Annotated in this window: 17 protein-coding genes; 6 read left to right on the top strand and 11 right to left on the bottom strand. The window is 42.2% G+C overall.

All coding sequences use genetic code 11. The features are described 5' to 3' along the window. Positions 1–27 precede the first annotated feature (27 nt). The 5 genes from ABJV04_RS05590 to ABJV04_RS05610 all read right to left on the bottom strand — a co-directional run bounded on the left by ABJV04_RS05590 (position 28) and on the right by ABJV04_RS05610 (position 5,492). Entirely contained in the window at positions 28–777 is a 750-nt protein-coding gene (locus ABJV04_RS05590) for an ABC transporter ATP-binding protein (RefSeq protein ID WP_348490319.1), read from the bottom strand. Further along, on the bottom strand, positions 771–1,586 hold the full coding sequence (locus ABJV04_RS05595) for an ABC transporter permease (protein WP_348490320.1): 816 nt from the start codon (positions 1,584–1,586) through the stop codon (positions 771–773). The genes ABJV04_RS05590 and ABJV04_RS05595 overlap by 7 nt, the downstream gene beginning before the upstream one ends. Then, the gene (locus tag ABJV04_RS05600) at positions 1,552–2,529 is read right to left on the bottom strand and encodes a transporter substrate-binding domain-containing protein (protein ID WP_348490321.1); all 978 of its coding nucleotides are present in this window, start codon (positions 2,527–2,529) and stop codon (positions 1,552–1,554) included. Before ABJV04_RS05600 ends, ABJV04_RS05595 begins: the two co-directional genes overlap by 35 nt. 123 nt (positions 2,530–2,652) lie before the next feature. Beyond that, positions 2,653–4,170, bottom strand: coding sequence for an aldehyde dehydrogenase family protein (locus ABJV04_RS05605; RefSeq protein ID WP_348490322.1), 1,518 nt, complete (start codon positions 4,168–4,170; stop codon positions 2,653–2,655). 155 nt (positions 4,171–4,325) lie between these two features. Further along, on the bottom strand, positions 4,326–5,492 hold the full coding sequence (locus tag ABJV04_RS05610; protein ID WP_348490323.1) for a porin: 1,167 nt from the start codon (positions 5,490–5,492) through the stop codon (positions 4,326–4,328). A gap of 407 nt (positions 5,493–5,899) precedes the next feature. Here ABJV04_RS05610 and ABJV04_RS05615 point away from each other — a divergent pair, with 407 nt between their 5' ends. Beyond that, positions 5,900–8,020 carry a TonB-dependent receptor gene (locus tag ABJV04_RS05615; protein ID WP_348490324.1) on the top strand — a complete coding sequence of 707 codons (2,121 nt, stop codon included), beginning with the start codon at positions 5,900–5,902 and terminating at the stop codon, positions 8,018–8,020. Positions 8,021–8,163: 143 nt separating this feature from the next. Beyond that, entirely contained in the window at positions 8,164–9,456 is a 1,293-nt protein-coding gene (locus tag ABJV04_RS05620) for an NAD(P)/FAD-dependent oxidoreductase (RefSeq protein WP_348490325.1), read from the top strand. 87 nt (positions 9,457–9,543) lie between these two features. Here the strand turns inward: ABJV04_RS05620 and ABJV04_RS05625 are convergent, their stop codons facing one another. The 3 genes from ABJV04_RS05625 to ABJV04_RS05635 form a co-directional block, all read right to left on the bottom strand. Further along, a complete protein-coding gene (locus ABJV04_RS05625; protein ID WP_348490326.1) occupies positions 9,544–10,011 on the bottom strand; it encodes a prepilin-type N-terminal cleavage/methylation domain-containing protein in 468 nt (155 codons plus the stop codon). 192 nt (positions 10,012–10,203) lie between these two features. Then, positions 10,204–12,270: a TonB-dependent receptor gene (locus ABJV04_RS05630; RefSeq protein ID WP_348490327.1), complete on the bottom strand. Its 2,067-nt coding sequence runs from the start codon at positions 12,268–12,270 to the stop codon at positions 10,204–10,206. A gap of 230 nt (positions 12,271–12,500) precedes the next feature. Further along, complete coding sequence (locus ABJV04_RS05635; RefSeq protein WP_348490328.1) at positions 12,501–14,885, bottom strand: TonB-dependent receptor; 2,385 nt, start codon at positions 14,883–14,885, stop codon at positions 12,501–12,503. 505 nt (positions 14,886–15,390) lie between these two features. Here ABJV04_RS05635 and ABJV04_RS05640 point away from each other — a divergent pair. The 3 genes from ABJV04_RS05640 (at position 15,391) to ggt (ending at position 19,324) form a co-directional block, all read left to right on the top strand. Continuing rightward, positions 15,391–15,897, top strand: a complete 507-nt coding sequence (locus ABJV04_RS05640; protein ID WP_348490329.1) for an EF-hand domain-containing protein — start codon at positions 15,391–15,393, stop codon at positions 15,895–15,897. 370 nt (positions 15,898–16,267) lie between these two features. Then, positions 16,268–17,644: a Na+/H+ antiporter NhaC family protein gene (locus ABJV04_RS05645; protein ID WP_348490330.1), complete on the top strand. Its 1,377-nt coding sequence runs from the start codon at positions 16,268–16,270 to the stop codon at positions 17,642–17,644. Beyond that, entirely contained in the window at positions 17,645–19,324 is a 1,680-nt protein-coding gene (ggt, locus tag ABJV04_RS05650; RefSeq protein ID WP_348490331.1) for a gamma-glutamyltransferase, read from the top strand. It begins immediately after the preceding gene. A gap of 41 nt (positions 19,325–19,365) precedes the next feature. On the opposite strand, the gene ABJV04_RS05655 is transcribed toward ggt, so the two are convergent. From ABJV04_RS05655 to ABJV04_RS05665, 3 genes are all read right to left on the bottom strand, one after another. After that, a complete protein-coding gene (locus ABJV04_RS05655) occupies positions 19,366–20,724 on the bottom strand; it encodes a nucleobase:cation symporter-2 family protein (protein WP_348490332.1) in 1,359 nt (452 codons plus the stop codon). Between the two features lie 316 nt (positions 20,725–21,040). Then, positions 21,041–22,210 (bottom strand): flagellar assembly protein T N-terminal domain-containing protein, encoded by a 1,170-nt coding sequence (locus tag ABJV04_RS05660; RefSeq protein ID WP_348490333.1) that lies wholly within the window; start codon positions 22,208–22,210, stop codon positions 21,041–21,043. 19 nt (positions 22,211–22,229) lie between these two features. Next, the gene (locus ABJV04_RS05665; RefSeq protein ID WP_348490334.1) at positions 22,230–22,973 is read right to left on the bottom strand and encodes a flagellar basal body L-ring protein FlgH; all 744 of its coding nucleotides are present in this window, start codon (positions 22,971–22,973) and stop codon (positions 22,230–22,232) included. Between the two features lie 272 nt (positions 22,974–23,245). On the opposite strand from ABJV04_RS05665, the gene ABJV04_RS05670 reads away from it, so the two are divergent. After that, complete coding sequence (locus tag ABJV04_RS05670; RefSeq protein WP_348490335.1) at positions 23,246–24,025, top strand: hypothetical protein; 780 nt, start codon at positions 23,246–23,248, stop codon at positions 24,023–24,025. Positions 24,026–24,065 lie beyond the last annotated feature (40 nt).

Here is a 24,065-nt window from a genome sequence, read left to right on the forward strand (position 1 = left end):
TTGCTTAACAACAAAAGCCATCATGTTTCACATACATTTAGCACTATTTTCATGTGTGCAAAGCAAATCTGGAAATTGACGGTAAAAAAATTGGCAAATGTCACCTACCTCAGGGTCATGTAAATATCGCGGTCGAGGAAGCGTCACTTTTCTTTCTTCGATCACTGTCATCGGTTTTTCACTTAAAAATATGATTCTATCTGCAATGGCAACAGCTTCAGTTAAGTCATGGGTGACATATAATATGCTTGAATGCATTTGTTGTTGAAGAATCAACAACTTCTGGCGTAACTGCTCTGCCGAAGGTGCATCTAAAGAAGCAAAGGGTTCATCCATGAGTAACACCTCTGGGTTAAACATAAATGCTCTGGCTAGGGCGACCCGCTTAGTCATGCCACCTGATAATTGTTTTGGATAGGCATCCTCATGACCTTCCATACCAACCAGTTTAAGGATTTCCAAAGCATCTTGCTCAACCCTTTGTTTATCCTTTCGGCCTTCAGCAACCAAAACGACATTTTCCAATACGGTCAACCAAGGCATCAATCGCGCCTCTTGAAACATTAAACCGATATTATGCATTGCACAATTTGGACTGGTGATAGTGCCTTCAAATTGCTCATCAAGACCCGCAATGAGATTGAGCAAGGTACTTTTACCCGCACCCGATGGACCAATTAAGGCTACAATTTCGTTTTTATCCACCGAAAAATTCAGGTTTTTAATTATGCTGACATCAGCTTCAAAAACTTTGTTATGAATATCTACAGTTAACATTTTCGCCACCTCGTTACTTTGCGTTCCCAGGGCCTTAAAATCAGCCCTTCAACGGTGTAAATAATTGCAGCAAAAGCAAAGGTATATGCCAAAATACTGGTGATATCGAAAAACTGAAAAAAGTTACCCAGTTGAAAACCAACACCGTTACTGCACCCAACTAACTCCACAACTAATACAATTTTCCAAACTAACGCTAACCCCGTTCTCGCTGCCGCTAAAAAATATGGATAGAGTTGTGGTAGATATACTTTTGTTAAAGTTCGCTGCCAGGGTAATTGATAGACTTTCGCTACCTCCATCAGACTTTTGTCGATGGCTTTTGCTCCCTCACGTAAAGTGACAGCAACATTGGGGGCTTTGTTCAATATAACTGCCAACACTGCAGAAAATTCATTTAGCCCGAACCACATAAAACACAAAATGATAGTTACTAGTGCTGGGATATTTAAAGCTAAGGTGAGTAGGCTATCCAGCCAAATATCGACCTTTTTGAAATAGCCCATAAGCAGACCAATAATCGAACCCAGCAGCATAGCAATGAAGAAACTGAACATCACTCGTTGTAGGGTTACTCCCAAATGATAAGGCAGTTCATTTGATGCTATATGTTTAATAAGCGCGTTGAACACCGCTACTGGCGATGGCAACATTTGCACCTCAAAACACCATACACTTAACTGCCAGAGAGCTAATAGCAGCAACAAGGAAGCGATACGAGTAAGGGTGCTACCTTGCAAAGCCCAGGTTTTTGTTTGTGCTGGTTGAATGCTTTTATCTAACACGGGTGTGACGCCAGAAGATATCATCTGGTAAGCCTCCCAAATTGCCCGTCAATGCCTGCTGACTATCATTGGCCTTGATCAGTTGAAATAGCGAATCTATTTGTACTTTTTGCGCTTCTGCAAGTGCATCAGGAATCCCTTGTCGATACCCTTCAATTAAAAATGGATGTACTTGCTCAGGGTATTTTTGGGTAAACGTTGGGATCTGCTTCCAAATTTCATCATCATGCTTCATAAGTTGTCTTGCCTGGGCTGACATACTTAAAAATCGATTAATGGTCTCACTGTTTTTGTCTGCCCATTGCTGTTTAAAGACCCAACCTAAAACCGGTACTTGCCCTTCTACTTTGAGTGCTTTTAGCACCTCGGGCATAGTCACTAAAGATGTCATGCCTTGTGCGTTTAACTGAGCGGCATAGTGCCAGAAGTTAACTACCGCATCTAAATCACCTTTTGCTAGCAGCGCATTGAGCATCGGTGGTGCAGCGAACTTCACAGTAACGTCTTGTGCAAGGTCTAAGTTAGCCTGTTGTTTTAAAAAAGCGCGATACAAAACCCAGTTTTTATTAGTATTGCCACCAGCAATGCCGATGGTTTTACCACGTAGATCAGCCAGTGTTTTGATATTAGCTTGAGGATGGGTAACAAGTGAGCCTGCGGCTGTGGAATAGGGATAAAAGTAAAAATCCCGTTGCGCTTCTTTTTGTCGTGCCACCCATAACCAGTCGTTAAGAATGACATCAAGGGAACCGCCTTGTAGGGCAACTAATAGTGCCTGTGGCGATCCTAAGGGAATACGTTCAATGTTAAGGTTATACTGTTTTGCTAATTTTAATTTCTCTAAAACATCCATCTCCCAATTCAGGGTGCCGTATTTCAAAACCCCAACACGAATGGTGTCATTCGCCTGAACGCTTGTGCCAAATAATAACCACAAGAACAAGACTAAAAGGGATGAAATTCGCATATACACTCCGGTTTTTTAATCGGCAAGATGGTTAAGCATCTAAGACGTTCTAATTCGAAAAGCGAAAAAGGTTTCCACACAATGTGTGGAAACCAGACTTACGCCTTTTTCAAGGCAACGCTTTTAGAAAAAGCCTAATGGGTTAGTATCGTAGCTCACCAATAAGTTTTTGGTTTGCTGATAGTGACCTAACGCCATCTTATGGTTTTCACGGCCTACACCTGATTTTTTGTATCCGCCAAACGCAGCGTGAGCAGGATAAGCATGGTAACAGTTCGTCCATACACGACCGGCTTGGATTGCACGACCCATGCGATAAGAACGATTCATATCACGAGTCCAAAGACCAGCACCTAAACCAAATTCAGAGTTGTTGGCAATGGCAAGAGCTTCTGCTTCGTCTTTAAAGGTGGTAACACCGACAACTGGACCAAAAATTTCTTCTTGGAATACACGCATGTCATTTTGGCCTTTTAATAATGTAGGCTGGACATAAAACCCTTTGCTGAAACCTTCAACTATGGCAGGTCCGCCACCAATAAGGACTTCGGCACCTTCTTTTTTACCAATATCTAAGTAGCTAAGAATTTTATCGTATTGCTGCTCTGAAGCTTGCGCACCTACTTGGGTCTCAGTATCTAAAGGATTACCGCGTTTAATTTGTTGTGTACGAGCTACAACAAGAGAAATAAAGTCATCATAGATAGATTCTTGGATCAGCGCTCGAGAAGGACAGGTACAAACTTCACCTTGGTTGAAGAATGCCAAAACCGTACCTTCAACACACTTGCTTAGGTATTCGTCTTCGTGGCTCATCACATCTTCAAAATAGATATTTGGAGACTTACCGCCTAATTCAACGGTTGAAGGAATGATGTTTTCTGCTGCACATTTAAGAATATGTGAACCCACAGGCGTTGAACCCGTGAACGCAATTTTAGCAATGCGCTTGCTTGTAGCTAAGGCTTCACCAGCTTCTTTACCAAAACCATTTACAATGTTTAGTACGCCAGGAGGTAATAAATCGCCGATCAATTCCATCAGTACAAGAATAGATGCAGGTGTTTGTTCCGCAGGCTTCATAACCACACAGTTACCAGCAGCCAATGCAGGGCTTAATTTCCAAGCCGCCATAAGAATCGGGAAGTTCCACGGAATAATTTGACCAACAACACCTAAAGGCTCATGGAAGTGATAAGCAATGGTTTTTTCATCGATTTCACTCATGTTGCCTTCTTGGGCACGCAAACAACCTGCAAAATAACGGAAGTGATCTACGCACAATGGAATATCAGCGTTTAGGGTTTCGCGAACGGCTTTACCGTTATCCCACGTTTCAGCTACCGCCAACATTTCTAGGTTTTGCTCTATACGGTCTGCAATTTTTAATAGTATGTTCGAGCGATCAGTAGCCGACGTTTTACCCCAGGCATCTTTTGCTCTGTGTGCAGCGTCTAACGCTAAATCAATATCTTCCACAGTAGAACGGGGAACCGAACAGAATACTTCGTTGTTAACAGGAGACACATTATCAAAATATTGTCCCTTAACCGGTGCGACCCATTCGCCACCAATGTAGTTACCATACTGTTGTTTAAAGGTTACGAGTGAATTTTCACTTCCAGGTTTTGCATATATCATTTTATTTACTCCGGTGTTCATATTTGTAAAAAGCGTTACCAGTTTGCCGGACTTTGCACCTACAACTCCAAAGGGCGTTGTCAGTCACACCGGCACCGGCTGCCGGAAAATAATTTTTGCCCTAACTTTCAGGGCAAAAATTGAAAGCTAAATAATTAGAAATTCACAATGGCACCAAGGGCGATAGATTTAACTTCTTCGCTGGCATCACCAATGGATATTTCATTCAAGTCATACTCAACAACAAAGGTTACTGCGCTGTTATAGCTATAGAACCAAGCTGCTTGTGTACCATCCATTTCCCATGGCACTTCAGTTTCAACTTCAGTATTGCCATAGGACAATACAAATCGATTAGCGCCTGTTTTATAAGCGCCTTGTAGCAGATAACCGCTGCTATCCACTTCATTGCCATTTTCATAAAAGAGGTTTTGTAAACCTAAGGCATTGTCTGACGGGCCGAGCAATAGCCCGATTGCCTCACCCGTAAATCCAGAAGCATTGAGGGTGAAACCGCCGACATTAACTTTTGCACCATAAGAGTACCCGGTAGAATCCACGTCTCCTTGAATGTCACTCTCAGTGGTTTGTGAGAGGAAACCGACAAAGGCGTTAAAGGTTCCGTTTTCAAACTTAGTGTTATAAGTTAATTCCCCTTCAATTCTTGGAGTGCTTTCTTCACTAGAGCGACTGGCTCCAGTGTCAGTAGAAGTATTTGCTGGGTCGATCAGCCCGATGGCTAGTTTAAAACCGCCGGCAAATTCTGGTGAACGATAAGTAATTTGCGCCGTTGGCATAGGGTAGGTATATCCGCTACCAATATTACCAAAGGAAACACCTTGGCCATCAATAAGCCCTAACGTATCGTTGACGTTGCCGTAGCCTTGGAGGATTTCATCTTGGAAAATATTAGAACGATTAAATAAGGTGAAATCTTTACCAATTAACACTTGCCCCCAGTCAAAATCCAAAGTGGCATAAAACTGACGAACATCAATACCTGTCGAGGTCACTCCAGTGTTACTGTCGTTTATAGAGACCCAAAAAGATGAACGGCCACCAACTTTCACGCCATCAATTTCTTTACTAAAGTTCATTCCAACATAATTAGGAAGAAAGCCCATTTTGACCCGAGATTGGTCGCGATCTATGCCTGAGATGTCGTTATCAGTGCTACTAGACACATAGAATGTGTTAAATGAAGCATCCACTGAAACACTTGCTACCTCAGGATCATCGTAAATTGTAACGGCGGCTGAAGCTGAGCCACTTATTAAGCCTAAAACGGCCAAACTAACTTTTGTTAATGTAAATCTGTTCATGTTCATGTGTACCCTGTTTGATTGTTAGTATTATTGGGTGAGCAACATAAACTATCTATCCCGGGTTACTCCGACCCTATGCATCGATACGTTGCCGATGCACTTTTTTTGTAGGTTTAGTATTGTTTGCTAATGGCAATTTAGAAACTCGTCGATTGGTCTCTTTGTGTTGCACTTTAGTCTTCAAAAATAAAGGCACTAAAGATCTAGTTCCAAAGTAGTAGCCGATGGAACTAGTCCGTTTAGGACTGAAAAGTACTACAAAAACAGTGCGTAAAGTGCAGCCAATGCAACTACTAATTAACATAAAAGCAACATACTATTTAGATACGTATGTCACCCTAGATTTGTCGCTATTTAAGTGTCAAACTGCGCTCCCAAACTATGATTAAGAAGGCTGTATTCATATGATTTTTCTACATAAAACTCTTCAGCAAGTATCTCCCCTTACTCGCTTAAGTAAGTCAATTCGGCTTTCACGTATAGGTGTAGTCACCTGCTTATTACCTTTGTCGGTGATAGCCCAAGAATCTCCCGATGGAATAGAACGAATCACCACCACAGCCACTCGAGTCGCCACAAGCACCTCTAGCTTGCCCTATGTAGTGAGCAGCATAGACGAACAGACCCTAGGATTACTGGGCTCCACCCACATCGAAGAAGCGCTTAGCTTCATAGCAGGTGCTGGGGTCCAGCGCGCCAACGGCCAAGAATACTTGCCGGCCTTGCGCTCCCAAGTAATGTCAGGTTCGGGGGCTTGCGGTGGAATTTTAACTGCCGAAGATGGCATCCCCTTGCGGGCAGCTGGATTTTGTAACATTAACGAATTATTTGAAGCTCACAGTGAAATGGCGCAAAGCATAGACGTGATTAAAGGGCCGGGATCGGCATTTTATGGTTCCAATGCTGTTCACGGTGTCATTAATGTTATTACCCCAGATACCACAGTAGATGCGGGACTGTTTGGTATTGATTACGGATCTTATGGATACAATAGATACAAGTTTCGCCAAGGGGCAGACTTTGGTAATTCGGGGATAGGTATTAATGCCAGTATCACCCGAGACTCTGGTTACCGAGATGAAGAAAGTGTTGACCAAGAAAAGGTGAACCTTCGTCACCGTTATGATGGTGATAACTTCACCGTGACCACAGGACTAACCTATACCAATTTAGACCAAGAAACCGCTGGCTATATCACCGGATTCGAAAGTTACAAAGATGAAGATTTAGCTCAGGCAAATGAAAACCCCGAAGCCTATAGAAATGCCAGTTCATTCAGATTGTGGTCCAACGTACTTTGGAACTTAACTGATGATGATGTGGTTTCGATTACTCCTTACATGCGTAATCAAGATATGTCGTTTTTAATGCATTTTTTACCCGGTACTCCCATAGAAGAAAACGAACAGAATGGTTTTGGTGTTCAGTCTATGTGGAAACACACTGCATCAGAGAACTTTACAGTTAGTTTAGGTTTAGATGCCGAACAAACTGAAGGGAGCATGCGTCAATATCAAGATGCGGAAACCGAAGGCTCTGCATTTTTGACAGAAACTGTGCCCATTGGTATGCACTATGACTACGATGTAGATGCGACCTTATACGCACCTTTTGTTTCCCTTGATTGGGAGCAAGATAAATGGTTGGTATCCTTTGGCCTACGCTACGAAAACATGAACTATGATTACACCAATAATATGCTTAGTGGCCGCACCAGGGATGATGGCACTGAATGTGGTATGGGTGGTTGCCGTTACAGTCGTCCTCCGTCTTCTGAAGACAGCTATAGCAATACTTCACCCAAATTAGGTGTGCGTTATCAGTTTTCACAAACTACCCAATTTTATGCCAATGTATCTCGCGGATATCGCGCGCCACAGGCAACTGAACTCTATCGTTTGCAACGCGAACAAGAGGTGGCTGATTTAGAATCTGAAACGGTTACCAATGTTGAAGTTGGCGTAAAAGGCCAATTCGACGCTCTTAGTTACGTAGTCTCTGTTTACAATATGGATAAAGACAACTTCATTTTTCGCGATAGTGACTATTACAATGTTAACGATGGTGAATCAAAACACCGTGGTATTGAATTAGAGTTACAATATCAGCTTGCCGAAAGTTGGGATTTAAAAATGGCAGCAAGTTACGCCAAACACACTTATTCCTACAGTCAGATTCTTAGTGATATTGATATCAATGGTAACTACATTGATACCGCACCAAAAACCATCGCCAATACCCGTCTTGGTTGGGACATTAATGCGTCAACCCGAGCTGAGTTAGAGTGGGAACATATGGGCAGTTATTACACAGACCCAGAAAACTTACACCGCTACGATGGTCACGATGTTTTGAACTTACGTGGATCTATGCAAGTGACAGAAGCGTTAACGGTATTTGCTAGGATCAATAACCTAACCGACACCAGCTACGCAGAACGAGCTGATTACACTAGTTTTAATGGAGACCGTTATTTCCCTGGTAGACCAAGAAATATGATGGTGTCGATAGATTACAAATGGTAAGTAAGACACTAAACTTAATAGTCGGCTGATGCTGACAATATCAACAATGGGGCAGTTTGCCCCATTGTTGTAAACTGAACTAGTCATTCAAGATAAGGCTTTTACATCCTAAATGTCCTATCTGGAATGATTGGAGAACCTAGATGAAAAAAATAATTGTTGTAGGAGGAGGCGCCGGCGGCCTAGAAATAGTCAAACGCCTTAGTCAAAAATTAGGGAGAAAAAACAAAGCAGAAATAATTCTGGTTGATAAAAGCCAGAATCATGTCTGGAAACCACTGTTACATGAAGTTGCAGCTGGGGTCATCGATAAAAACTCAGATGGTATTAACTACCGTATTCATGCGGTTGCCAACAAATACCAATTTCAACTGGGCAATATGTGCCACATTGATAAACAAAATCAGCAAATTGAACTTGCGCCTTTGTATGACGAGAATGAGCAGCTGATCTTGCCTAAGCGCACCTTAAAGTACGACACCTTAGTGCTGGCGATTGGCAGTGTGTGCAATGATTTTGGCACGCCAGGTGTAGCTGAACACTGCTACTTCCTTGACTCATTGGCTCAAGCTGAAAGTTTCCATAAAGCCTTGTTGAATCAACTTTTGCGCATTAATCAAAAAGGTGTGGAAAGCAAACCCTTGCATGTGGCGATAGTCGGTGGCGGCGCTACAGGCACCGAGTTAGCAGCGCAGTTACATCATGTGGCTAACCTTGCCCGAGCCTATGGTATGCCGGAAATGTCCGCGGACAAATTAACGGTAACGATTATTGAAGCTGGTGAACGTATCCTGCCGGCATTACCGGAAAAAATAACCAACTCAGCTCGTCAGGCTTTAACCAAGTTAGGCATAAAAGTGTTGGAAGGCACTAAGGTCACTGCGGCTAACAAAGAAGGTTTTGTGACTAGCGATAATGAACTGATTGAGGCGGATTTAATGGTCTGGTCTGCAGGAGTAAAAGCGCCTGACTTTATTACTCAATTAGGTATTTTTGAAACCAATCGGGCCAACCAAATTTTGGTCACGCCTTATTTAAAAAGTACCTTAGATGAACATATCTATGCCATTGGCGATTGCTGTGGATTTCAGCAAGAAGATGGCAGTTGGGTGCCGCCACGAGCGCAATCAGCTCACCAAATGGCTAGCACTGCGGCCACCAATATTATCAATGAGTTTAATCACAAACCTGGACAAAAATATCAATACAAGGATTACGGCTCCCTCGTGCATTTGAGTAAATACAGCACCGTGGGAAATTTGATGGGCGCTCTGTCTAATAGCACTATGTTTATAGAAGGACGATTAGCTAAATTGGTTTATGTGTCACTATACAATATGCATTTGTTCGCTATACATGGTTGGTTTAAGGGAATATTTATTTTGTTTTTCCGCAAAGTCAGAAACATTGTGGGGCCAAAACTAAAGTTACACTAAACTTAGCGGCAAACAATCCACTAACAGACACAAAAAAGCCCGATTTCATTCGGGCTTTTTAATGCTAACTATTGCGTAATAGTGGGCCTAACAACCTGTAATAGTTTGCGTAAAAGTAGGCTCTCTAGTTGCTCGTGCAGATACATAGCGAATTTTGCAGTTGCTAGGGTCTGGCGCATCACTAAATTGCACATCAATAGAACCCAACTGACCGCTGCAGTTTCCGCCCACCCATGTAAAGGCATCATCAATCTCAAGAGCATTGGCAATACCGCTTGGGTGTGGACATGCATAACCACATCTCAGGGTAATAGAGTCACTACCTAAATCAATGGTAGGGTCGGTATCGCAATCAGTTTTTTGTTCAATGGTTGCTTTGTAATGCACCAGGTCTGAAGCAGAACGCATAGCACCTTCCAAACCGTCCAAAGCAGCTAAACGGGCATCTGTACCTATATCGATAAATCTCGGGGCCGCAGTAACAGCTAAAATACCTAAGATCACAATTACAATGATCAATTCTATTAAAGTGAACCCGCTATTTTTGTTATTCAAAATACTACCCCTTTAGCTCAAGCAATTTTCTATCAACGCTTTAAAGCGCCACTTTAGGTAACGCATATTAATCTGATAAAAACAGAACTAAAAGAGTTTATTTTAAATTTATCAATAACATAGCATACATATGTATGACTATTTATGCCCTAAATAGTCGCCTTTAATAATCAGCAACAAAAAATAACAAGATTAAAAACGCACTCTCACGCCGGCATTAACGGTAAAACCATCGTTGCGCGACCAAATATCCGTCGTCCACTGACCATCCGCAGCGCGCATGGGTAATACCAGAGGATCCTCTTTTGTTTGACGAATATTCAGCAAATTTTCCGCATTGATAAACCAACTGAACTGACCCAAAGTAATTTCCCCCAACAAGCCAAGATGCCAGTATGGTTCACTAGCAGAACGGTAGGGATTGCCAGCTAAACGTTGAGTACCCGTATAGTAGGCTTCAAATCCTACGCGACCTTTACCGTGTTGCTCCCACATGGCAACTAACCCTGCGGAATGTTTAGGCGTTAACTTGATATCTTGACGGCTATCGGTAGTGGCATTGTATTCAGTTGCATCTAAGAATAAATAACTGGCTGTTACCTTAAAGTCATTCCATTTGTAGCGCAGCATCAACTCTGAACCGTAAATACGAGACTCCCCTTGGGCATTCACTAAACGGACTCGGTCAAGGGGCCCATCGATTTCAGACGCATAGGCTTCTAACTCTGTCACATGCTCAACATTGGATGCGAAAAAGGTAACGTTGGCTTCTAACTGGTCGAATTGACGGCCAATATCCAATGACGAAGTAATTGCTGTTTCTTCTTCAATGTTTTCCAACGGCGCTAAGCGTGATAGGCCCGCTGCTTCTATTTCTTCCACAAAGGGAGTGGGGGCAAAATAACCTCGGCCATATGACGCTCTAACGGTCCAATCTTCGGGGCGATATAATAAAGACACCCGAGGGCTTAATTGAGTACCGTACTCGCTGTGATCATCTAAACGCATACTTAACGACGTCGATAATTGCTCGTTTAGTTCATAATCTGCTTGCGCAAACAATCCAGGTACATCAAACGAATAATCAAATTCAGGGTAATAATCTGACTCAAAACGATCTGACTGCATAGCAAGGCCAACTGCCCATTGAGACTTATCGGTATAGCCAGATAAGGTACTTTCTAATAAATAACTCTCATGGCGATCTTCATCTAGGTCTTCACCAAACTGTTTGTCATGGTTTTGTACCATGGCAGAGCCACGCACATTCCAACTTAAAACATCTCCCAGAGGGCCGGTAGCAATAAAGCCACTATCAATGCGCTCGCTATCTTGAGATTGTTCGAAAAAGCTGCCATCAGCAAGGGTATATCCTTCGAGGGTGCCACCTTGTCGATTCTCGGTCATATAACCAACTGTTGCATATAAGGTTGCGCCACTTTCTCCTTCCCAAAATAGGCGAGGTCGAGCGGTATAACGTTCATAACCGGCCATATCAATCCAACCGTCATCATCTAAATCTTGGGTGCTTTGATGATGGCCACCAGCGGTCAAAGATACGCCTAAGGAGTCCGTCACCGGCGCGGCTAGATAAGTGGTAACGTCCTGCCCGTCTCTGGAGGTAAAGTTAAATAACACCTCACCTTCTGCTTCATCGGAAGGTCTGCGTGAAACTAGGTTAATTACCCCACCCATGGCTGAACCACCATAAAGAGACGAAGCTGAACCTTTGATAATTTCTACTCGCGCCAAATCAGTGGGGGGAATTTGCAATAAACCAATTGAGGCAGCTTGGCCACCGTACAAAGCTAAACCATCATTTAGCAACTGAGTATAACGGCCGTAAAGACCTTGCAAACGAATATTCGCACTACCCAAGGCTGGAGAGGTAGTTTGTACTCTTACCCCGCCCGTTTCTGCCACTAACATAGAAATGTTACCCGGCCGCATCATCGCTTTTTCTTCTAACTCTTCTTGATTGATAACTTCAATTCGAACAGGTTCATCGGTGACGTTACGGCCAACTCGCGTGGAGGAAACCGTGATAGTTTCTACTTCATCTTCGTGTTCATGCTCATCTTCATGCTTATCTCCGGCATGATCTAGCTGTGAATTTTGCTCATGGCTATTGTGTACAGCCGCAGGTGCGAGTTGATTAGAATTTTCCTCTGTGGCGTCAGCTAAAACTTGAAAAGAACTGAAAGAAAATAATGTGGGAATGAGGAATAATGAAGTTTTACAAGAGTAAAGAGAACGCACTGTGATTAATTACCTTTATATCAGAATGTGTGAAAACCAGCCCTATTGCAGGGTCATAAGGGGGTATGTTATCACGAAAATTCTGTGCTAATCAGTGCCTGTAGTTAAAAGTAACTCATATACTAGTGCAGTCGTCTCAGGTGGGCAGTAAGCGAAGCAAATTGCGACACATTTAAGGGTTAAATGAATCGCAAATCACTTCGGTAAGGTTAAATCAACGACTCGCCAACTTAGAATGCATAAGACGCGAACAAGCGTAACGTTCTAGGCTGACCAGGGCCGATAAATTCAGGTGATTCGATATCGGGGTAAATATCCCCTAAAACCTCATCCGCTTCACCATAGGTTCCAAAGGTTTCAAATTCTTTATCGAAAACATTTTCTAGGCGGATTGCCAGATTAATACCATTCTCAAAACCATAACTAGCCGCTAAGTTTACAATAGTATATCCAGAGAGTTGACGGTTTTCGTTAGCTTCATCTCCTCGGAAATATTGGCTAGAAGAGTAGTTAATATCGGCATTCAACGCTAATGCATCACTAAGTGCATAATCAAAAGATACACTGGCTTGGGTAGATGGCTGTCCAGGAATTTTATCCCCAGGGTTTACTTGTCTGTTTGGCCCTAACGGGTTTTGCGGACTAAAAGACATGAATGAAGATTCAAAGGTGGCCTGCAAATAACTTAGTTGCGCATTAATATCTAGTTTATCCATGTTGTGAGCGAGGCCTAATTCAATACCTTGGCGACGAGTTTTGTCTACATTGACAAAATAACCAACGGAAGGTCTGTCACCTGCTTGTTGGAAAATAATATCGTCTTTACTGTCGCTACTGTAGATGGCTGCACTAACAAGTCCAGATTCATATTGCCATTTAGCACCTAGCTCAATGGTATTGGTCACCACTTGCTCCAAGGGCGGATCAGCAACGAATCCATTAGGTAATTTACAAGGGTCATCTTCATCTGCACAACTTAATTCAGCAGGGCTTGGGGTCCGAGAGGATTGACTATAACTGGTGTAAAAAGCAAAACCCTCTGTTTGATAGTGTACACCCACTGCAGGATTGAAGTGATTAAACTGATGTTCACCATTTAATGAACCAGGCCCAGTTTCGACACCATCAACCATATCAATGTCTGAACGATTATAACGTCCAGATAATTGCAGGGACCAATGTTGGTTTAATTCAATATTATCACTGAAGAACAGATGAAGGTGTTGTACATCGGTGGCTAAGCGAACTTTTGAATCAAGATCATACACACCTATTCCCATTACATCTCGGCTATCTTCAGCAGTATCATTATTTAGCAACGCAAATTCCGTGTCGCTACTAAAATCAATTGAGGCCACATCAATCCCCATGCCTATAATCCAATTGTGGGATAAATTGGCGGACTCAAGCTTACCGCTTAGTTCACTACTGATGCCATAAGAACGATTTTTTGTCAGGCTAGTATTGGCTGTACCATCGATGTCGTCTGGGTCAAAACTAGAAATATCTTCAAGGGGAGTAAGTGCTGCGTAGTCAACGAAGTGAACCGCATCATCTGCTTCGAACTCTTCTTCCCCCTCTTCGTCCTCATCGCCATCAAAATCATCATCCCCTTCGGCGATCTCCGCATCTTCATCTTCTACACACAGAGTTTCACCAAAACCCACATCACATTCTTCGTAATCACTGTCGTCACCGTTATAAGTGACAATTTCATTTTCACGATAATAGGCGTTAACCACTAAATTAGTGTCTTCGGACAATACCCACTGATTTTTTAGACCGATAAAACGTAATGCAGTTTCTGTTTGATCAGGGCGAGTAAAGATAGCATCTCGACCTTCATAAGGGATCAGCTCCACAGGAATAGCACCATTACCAATTAAGCTGTTATCACTGGCTGCCAATGTTAACTCCGCTTGATGGCTGTCACCTTGGTAACTGATAGTTGAAAATAGTTGTTTAATTTCAGTATCTGAATAGTCACGCCAACCGTCTTCTTGGTATGAGTTAACATTGAGGTAGTAAGCCCACTCTTCATTGTTACCACCGGATTCAAAATTAATCCCCTGTTGGCCAAAATCTCCTGCTTGTAGGCTTATTTTATTCTGCTGGAAAGTGAATCCATTCTTGGATTGCAATACCAGTGCCCCGCCCAGGGTATTTTGCCCAAATAATGGATTCGCCCCAGCCACCAAAGAAACTTGCTCAAGAGCTGAGGTAGGAAGTAAATCCCAATTAACCGTATCGCCAAAAGGTTCATTAAAGCGTGTTCCGTTTAGATATACCGATAGACCTTGCGGCAGTCCCAATAAAGGTGATGCAGTAAAACCGCGATATTGCACATCGGGTTGAAAGGGATTGTTAGTGACATCATTAATTGAAACGCTGAAAAGCTGACCGTCAAGTAAGCGGGCTAAGGATGCACCCTGCTCAGGGGATAAATCTTCACTGTTTAGCACCTGATTAATCGAATAGATACTACCAACACTTTGCGCACCTAAAGGTGATACACCAGTAATGACTAACTTTTCGATATTCTCTGGCCCTGGCTGCTGAGCAATGGCCGAAAAGCTAACTAATACCCCAGAAATATGGACAATCCATGGTTTCATATTCAACTACCTTATTTTTATCATTAACGTTTATTTAACAATGGTAATGCAGATATAGAAGGTATACCTATTGTCTTAAGGGTTAATCAAAGGGGTACTTTAGTAGTAGTGGGACAACAGAAAACATTAGAAAAACAAAGTAGTTCAAAGACTTGGGATTTTCGTTAACACAGCCAAAGAGGGGGGCACAGTTCAATTAATTTCGTTTAAAATTCCCGTACAAGTAATCTTTCATTGATTATACGCTGTTGATTGACGTTGGCAGACTGGCAGAGCATTTCCTGCCGCTTTTATCCTCGTATGGAAAATAGGCAAAATCATGCCGGAATATCGCTTTTCTCATTCAAAAAAAGATAGTTTCAATAGTCTGCCCTTCACAAATCAAAAAATAAAAACCATATTTATCATTCAGTTGAAATAAAAATCACATCTTTACACAATGCTTACATAAACTGGAATTAAACCTGCTTAGTAGCTAGTTGAACTTAACCAACCGGAGCTAACCATGAGTATGATGTCCATCGGCGGCGGAATAGATCCAGCAGCCCGCGAGAAAGAAAAACCCCAACAACAATTTGATATTGCAGACACCAATGAAGATGGTATTGTCAGTGCCACTGAGTTTATGGAAGCGTTATCGTCCCAAGGGGTAGAGAGTACCAAGTCATCTGATATGTTCAGTAATATGGACTCCAACAGTGATGGCAATTTAAGTCAGCAAGAACATGAAAAAGCCGTTCAAGAGCGTGAACAAAAAATGACTCAGATGATGGCGAAAATGGATGGGGAAATTGGTTTATATGGGGAAAAAGACTCCGAAAAAGCCATCAATTTCGATTCATTCAAAAGCATGTTGTCTTCCATTGCTGATGATACAAAAGATCAAACCACCGCCTCTCGATTGCAAGACCTGCTGACGGAATTAGAATCCGAAGGCTATTCAAAAGAAGGTGTGCAAAAATCAGTAGAACTGATGAATAAAGTGGCTCCCCCCATCAATACCACAGCCTAGCATTAACAGCAGCTGTGATTATTAGCCAATATTCCATCAACATAAGTCATCAAACCTAATCGTTAACCTTTAAATGCAGTCGATGAGGTTTGATGCTTTTTAATTGGCTAAGATGCTTGCTCAATGTTCACCCACACTTTAGTCCGTCACTTTAGTCCATGACCACAGGATAAAATGTAATCTGTTGCTAGTTCGCTGAATTGTATATATTCCCTTTTTAACCAGTCTAGTTTAAGGTGAGCACCTAAATAAGAACATGTGATTATCACCAGTAAACTAATACACTATTGATTTATGATTTAATGTCATTCTGATCACGATTACTTCCATGTACTCACAATAATTAAGAAAAGATTTTAGGGAATAATTTATGGATTGGGTTTCCATCATACCGCCATTGATTGCGATATTTATCGTGTTTTGGAAAAAAGAAGTCATCATGGCATTGTTGATGGCGGTGTTAAGCTCTGAAGCGCTTATCTTACTTACATCAGCTTCTGAAAGTGTCATATTAGCACCAATTTCTTCGATTGAACGAGTGGTGGATGTGGCCACCAGCGCTGGCAACACCCGTATTTTGTTATTTAGTTTATTGGTGGGTGCTCTATTGGCCTACATTCGGGATTCTGGCGGAGTAACCGCCACCGTAAACTGGCTTACTCGGCGCGGCATTGCCAACAATCGTCGCCAAGTGGGTGGCTTAACAATGTTAACTGGCATTGTTATTTTTATTGAATCAAATTTAAGTGTGCTTACCGCGGGGATATTTGCCCGTGGTCTATTTGATAAATTTGGTATGAGTCGAGCACGATTGGCTTATCTTATCGATAGTACAAGCGCGCCCGTTTGTATCTTGATTCTACTCAATGGTTGGGGAGCCTTTGTCCTTGGCTTGTTAGAAGGTTATGAGTTAGAACAATCTTCAGCCAGTATTTTATGGGGAACAGTGGCGTTTAACTTCTATGCCATCATTACCCTAGTTATTGCTGCTTACACTGTATTCGCGGATAAGGTCCATGGCCCTATGGCTAAAGCTGAGCAGCAATTAGATGCTACCCAAAGCCGTCTATCTGCCGCACCCGCAACGAAAGCGCGCTTTATGGTGGTACCTATATTAACTATGGTACTGAGCATGGTGGGTTTCATGTTTTGGACTGGAGACGGGGTTTTATCCCAAGGCAGCGGTAGTAAATCCGTATTGTATGCCACGGTTTTAGCAACCGTTGTTGCCTACTTCTTGTTAATCTCAAGCAAACAATTTAATCATCATAGAGCCGTTGAAGTTGGCTTCAAAGGCATGGGTGAACTTTTGCCCTTGGTGAGTATAGTGCTGCTTTCCCTTACTTTGGGTGCTAGCTTAAAAATACTGGGAACAGGCACCTTTGTGGCAGGCATGGTTGGTGAGTACTTACCACTTGTATTTGTTGTACCTATGTTGTTTATTGCTGGCGCAATTATGTCCTTTACTACAGGTACCTCTTGGGGAACGTTCGCCATTCTCATTCCCATAGGTGTCCCTCTGATCCAACAACTTGGTTTACCTCCCTCTTTGGTTATTGCGGCGATTTTAGGAGGTGGGATATTCGGGGATCACTGCTCTCCCATATCTGATAGTACGGCGGTTTCTTCCATCGCTTCAGGTTGTGATCTACTAGAACATGTTCGTACTCAATTGCCCTACGCGCTGGTTGCCGGAAGTTTAACTCTGGTTGCTTATTTTATTGCTAGCTTACTAATGATTGGATAAATGTTTATGCGTATTTTATTTGTTTTATCTTTTGTTGTTTTTCTAAGCGCCTGTTCTCAAACTGGCATAGACAAAACTAAAGGCGATTATGCTGTGGCCATGCCAGATGAATTTGGTGCAGACGTGGCCCTTGCCGTACTAGACGAAGGCGGTAATGCGGTAGATGCTGCCATTGCCGCGCAATTTGCTTTAGCGGTAACCTTCCCTGAAGCTGGAAATATTGGTGGCGGTGGTTTTATGACCATTTATTTTAACCAGCAAGCGGACTTCTTAGATTACCGCGAAATGGCGCCTGCTGCGGCGACACGTGATATGTATCTGGATAAAGACGGTAATGTAATTACAACACAATCGTTATTTGGCGCAAAAGCCTCAGGCATACCAGGTTCAGTGGCAGGCATGTGGGCAGCCCACAAAAAATATGGAAAGTTACCTTGGACTCGTTTAGTTCAACCGGCAGTTAGCTTAGCCAAAGATGGTTTTATCGTACCTGAAAAGTTTGCGCAAAAAGTCAGTCGCTATATCGCCCGGAAAAATGAAAAGGGCATAGAAAGCAATTTTGAAGACTACTTTGCAGCTGCCACTCAAACCGGTGCCTTGTTCAAACAGCCAGAATTAGCCGCCACCTTAACCCGCATCCGCGACCTTGGTGTCGATGGATTTTATAAGGGTGAAACCGCTGAACATATAGTGTCGTTTATGCAAAAAGACGGCGGCTTAATTACCCTTGAAGACCTCTCTTCTTACCAAGCTAAGTGGCGTACTCCGGTATCCTTTCCTTGGCGCGGTTATACGGTTATCACCGCGCCACCTCCTAGTTCAGGCGGTATTGCTGTAGCCCAATGGTTGGGTATGTTAGATGCAGTTATCCAAACCAATACCTTACCTAAGCAAAACTCTACAGCTTACTTGCACTTAGTATCAGAAGCCGGAAAACGTGTTTTTGCTGATCGGGCTGAATACCTTGGGGATCCAGACTTTATTGATGTTCCACAAACTGAGTTAATGGTGCCAGAATATATCCAATCACGGGCAAAAGAGATTAATCTAACTGCCATATCTGCCACCAGAAAAATCAAACCGGGTTTGCACGAAAGTGAAGATACCACCCACTTTTCTATTGTTGATGGTTGGGGAAATGCCGTATCCAATACCACTACGATTAACTTGAGCTTTGGCGCAGGTGTGGTGGCTGAAGGTGCAGGTTTTCTATTAAACGATGAAATGGATGATTTTAGTGCCAAGCCTGGAGTGCCCAACTTCTTTGGCGCTATTGGTGGAGAAGCCAATGCCATCGCCCCCTACAAACGCATGTTATCGTCTATGAGCCCGACTATTGTGCTCGACAACGATGCCGTAAAATTGGTGACAGGATCTCCCGGCGGTACCACTATTATCTCGTCAGTTACCCAGTCAATACTTAACACATTGTTATTTAATATGAGCGCTGAAGAGGCTGCAAATAGCCCACGCTTTCATCACCAACTGTGGCCCAAAGATACCATTAGAGTGCATCCAGGTATTAGCGAGTCGGTGCTAGCCCCACTTAAAGAAATGGGTTACATCATTCGCGAAGGTCGCTTTGGAGATGTGCATTTGATTCTGCAAAAAGATGGAGAACTTAGCGCCGCCTCGGAGAAAAGTGGTCGAGGCAAAGCCAAAGTTGTATCGGTAAACTAATTAGTACTTAGCCGCAGCCTAAACTGCGGCTAAAGTTGAGTTTACAATTGCGAGGGTGCGGTCGCTTCTTCCTGAGCTGGCTCTGGAATTAGGAGACTCATAATTATTGCGATTACGCCTGCAGTGGTAATTGCAGATGAAAATATATTTCGTAGGGCTTGGGGTAACCCTTGCAGTGCATTCGGCTCCATCAGTACTCCAAAGCCAGCGCCAAAAGAGGTTGCCATAATCAGGGTCTTACGTCTGTCTATGGGTTCGCTCGCCAATATTTTAATACCAGCTACGGCTATGGTGGCAAACATGACTAAGGTAGCGCCGCCTAAAACAGGCTTAGGAATGGACTGCAATACCCCGCCGATAATTGGAAACAAGCCTAACAACACCAAGATACCAGCAATGTAAAATCCCACATGTCGACTCGCTACACCGGTTAACTGAATCACCGCATTATTTTGACCAAAAGTGGTATTCGGAAAAGTATTAAATACCGAAGCAAGTGCTGAGTTCACACCATCGGCGAGAATACCTCCTTTAATGCGTTTCAAGTACTGCTCACCTTTAATGGGCAAACCACAAAATAAGCTGTTAGCGGTTAAATCACCGGAGCTTTCCAGTGCTGTCATAAGATAGATTAGAGCAACTGGCAAAAACACCTCCCAATCGAAGTTTATTCCGTATTTAAACGGCACAGGCACGCTAAATAAAGATTGTTCACCAATATGCTCCACCGACACAATGCCTAACCAGTAAGCCAGCACTGTGCCTATTCCCATGCCAACCATAATGGCAGAAAGCCTAATCCATGGGTTAGCCGAGACATTGAGTACTATGATAGTTACCAGCACAAAAATACCAATATATAAGTTTTGGGTATCGCCAAAGGTGTCGCTACCAAAGCCACCCGCTAGGTCTGTCATTCCTACTTTTATTAAACTAAAACCGATGGTGGTGATCACTATGCCAGTGGTTAGAGGGGTAACAATACGCTTCACTTTTGTTATGAACTGACTAATAAACACTTCAATAAAAGCGCCGAGTAAGCACACCCCGAAAATAGTCGATAAGACCTCCTCGTTGCTGCCTCCTTTGGCTTTAATTGCAAAACCAGCCACTAAGATTGCACTAACAAACGAGAAACTGGTGCCTTGTACGGCAATTAAACCACTGCCAATAGGACCAATGGTTTTCGCTTGAATAAAGGTTGCCATTCCCGACACAAATAACGCCATGCTCAACAAGTAAGGCAACTCGGCTTGTAACCCTAAAGTGCCGCCAATGATGAGAGTTGGTGTAATAATCCCCACAAAACAGGCTAGAATATGCTGAGTCGCGGCAGTAATGCTTTGCTTTTTCGTGGGTATATCATTTAACCCGTAAAGCAGTTCAGAGTTTTTTTTCATTGATTTGCCTTAGAGTTATCAGTAAATGGAGTTTCGGACTTGATATCATTTAGTTTGATTTTAAGTTGGGAAAGCTAATAGCATTGCGATGCAAGAAAATGACCAATCAGTCAGGTTTTTAAGTTTGTTAATTTTAAAGGGCTAGGAGCTAGAATAGGCTCAAATGAATTCAGGCAGAGATGAACTATTGCACTGAAATGATGCAGTATAGACTGTTATTAAAATGCACAAATCATTTAACTTAGTTGGATGGCAAGACCTCATAAGAGCCACCAAATATTATCTTGCAAACATTCAGTGACTTTATGGTTTAATATTAGCGAGTTGGGCTGACGAGGTCTAGCAAATCACCGTTGATAACTTGGGCTGGATCATCGTTACTCAATTCTGCAGTTAAACTATCTAATTGCACAACTTTGTAAACACCTCGGTCAACGGCAGTCAATGCCGCGTTACTTAGTCCGTTTACACTAACAGGCAAGCGTTTTTTATAAAGTAGGAATTTATCGCCTAACTTTAGCCCGTTGTCTAAACCCATATTAATGATTAGTTTATTGTTATTGGTTCCCACAATTTGCGCAAAACTCTGTTCACACTGAAGTTTATTGGCAACATCTGAAACCGCGCCATTAACGGTATTGAGTACTGTACGACCATAATCACTGCGCCAGAACAAACTGTTATTGGTATCAACATTGTAATCATCACTGTATTCCCAATCGGCTTCACTGTGGTAAGACTCTTGGAAAATAATCGTATGTCGGTAAACATCCAGTACATACACTTGAATGGTAAAATTTCGTCTTAACGACACGTCATCAGATAACAGTTCTTCTTTTACTTGTTCGAACAAACTAATATCACGAATAAAGCCAAACATTACAAACTGCCGACCATACTCTTTGGACATATAAATAGCTTTATTGGTTAATTCGTTGAGATGAATTTGATCGTAGGAATCAACCCCTGTAAACGCCTTGTCAATCAATCGAACCTTAGGACTGGTTTGTTCAGCACGCAATTGTTGCTCAATTCGTTTACTTATCTGTTTACCAATATCGAAAATACCACCGTAACTGGCTTGCTGGGGTTTTAACACTTGAAATTGGGTTAACAATACTGAACGGTTATAGCCGTCATGGGGACAGTTAAACATAGGAGAAAAATCCACTCTGACGATAACACTGAATATATCCTCATTCACAGATTCACTTAGCACTTCTACACGCTGAATTTGACCTTGGGTGGTGATAACAGATTTACTACTGACTAACAGGCCATCTAGCACTACATCTTCGGCTGAAACAAAACTACCGTTTTTAAAAGATGCATCTGCTACTGCATTCTTGATGGCTGTGACTCTCACATCACTTACATCAGCACCATCTAATTTTACAGTAGCCTCGCCTTGCTGCCAGACAGCAAAAGCGTTGGGACAGGTCAGCAAAAGCACTAACAAAGTTGTGCAATTAAACATTTTCATCATATTTATATTCATTTATAAGTTAATTGAAAATGCCAAATAATTTGTTTATTACTGACTCTTCTTGATTGGAGTGCAATTCGCCTTTACCGCTATACTCAATGCGTGAATTGCCCACTTTAGATGAAATAATGGTGTTTGATGCATCGATGTCATCGGTTCTTATTTCGCCGGAAAACCTGACATATTCTTGTCCCGTATTCAGTGTAATCCACTTCTCGCCTGCAACCACAAGGTTACGATTAGGTAGGACTTCTTTTACGTAAACGGTAATATCACCGGTTAAAGAATTAGATTGGTTAGCTTCTGATGATGTATCAAACTCATTTTCTTGATTGTGCTCAATATCTAAATCAGATTCATCAATCTGAATAGGTCCAGCGGTAACATTCACTGGCCCTAACTCGAAACGGCTGCTTTTATCGGTTTGAAAATCAACTGATTTTTTTGACGTTGTTGACTCACTTAGCTTAACTAAAATCATATCACCCACTTGGTATTTGCGGTGCAACTGATACAGGCTAGCCTCGTTGTCAGGTTGGAAAAGTGACCCTGTAGGCACAGCAATAGATTCAACCCCTTCCATGCGGATGGGTCGATAGCTAGGATCATTTGGCATGATTTCTTTGTCTTTTTGGGTAACCGCTCTTTGACTAACTTTTGGATTAGTTGGCAGGTTTTCGACAACTTCTTCTTCTACGGTAGGCGTCTGAGAACAAGAGCAAACAACAAAACAGAAAAAAGTAATAAAGTGATATTTTTTCATAGTGAAATATAACCTCTATTGCTATCCAAAGATAACAACACGTTTATTATTAGAATTGCCTCTCATTTGCCAAATTCTCAGATAAGTTTACCGAAAAATAAATTCTCTTTAGTACCTTTACTAAAACTTTACACAAGCGCTTTTAATGTAAATAAAAATTACCTCAAATTATTTAAGTCCATGATACGTCGCTAAATTTTTGGCACGATATTAGCCTATAAGAACTTACACAAGTTCATCCAAATTGCATAAATTAAGAGTAATCCATAGCCATGAATGTCATCGATACACTGCAAAATAACTTAGGTTTAGGTGCCTCAGTTGAATCAACTTCTGAGAGTCAAAGTACTGCAAATACGGATGGGATCAATCAGGTATTTGGTGGGTTAATGTCGCTGATGCAGCAAAGTACCAGTGATAATTCGACTCAAGATGATAGCAATATGGACTCTGCCATTGATAGTATCCAGAAAAGTCTATTTTCTGCGATTGGCTTAGATCAATTCACCGAAGACTCCTTATCTCAATTGACGTCATTAGACTCTATTGCAAACCTGCAAACGTCGTTATTGAGTAGTCTCAATGCAAACCTTTTCGGTGCTGCAACTACCGCGATTGCTGCACAACCAGAGGTTACTACCACAGACTTGAGTGAATTAAATCCTGACTCTAGCTTGTTAGGTTCAATTCAAGATATTTCAAATTATGTGGTAGGTGATGATGGCTTAGGAATGGACGATTTTTTTGACACTATCAACATACTAAATCATGTTCCTATCGTCTCTGACATCTACCAAAACACATCTAATACGAGTGTGGATCCGGTGTCTGAATTATTAGGTGGATTTGTTTATGGAGGACCTATAGGAGTGGCGTTTGCCGCTGCGGATATGGCAATTGAATCATTCTCTGGAAAATCCATTTACAACAATGTCACCGATTTTATATTTGAAGATGCTGAGAAAGAATCAATAGAATCAACGGTTTCTCAGGTTACCAATACTATTGAACAAGCGAATAAAGCGTATAGCTTTGTTTCAAGAACTTATTAGCCTCTAATACCCTATAAATACGTGCAAGTAAGTGGCAAAG

Origin of the sequence: Aliiglaciecola sp. (genome assembly GCF_039982535.1) — a bacterium.
Taxonomy (GTDB): Bacteria; Pseudomonadota; Gammaproteobacteria; order Enterobacterales; family Alteromonadaceae; genus Aliiglaciecola.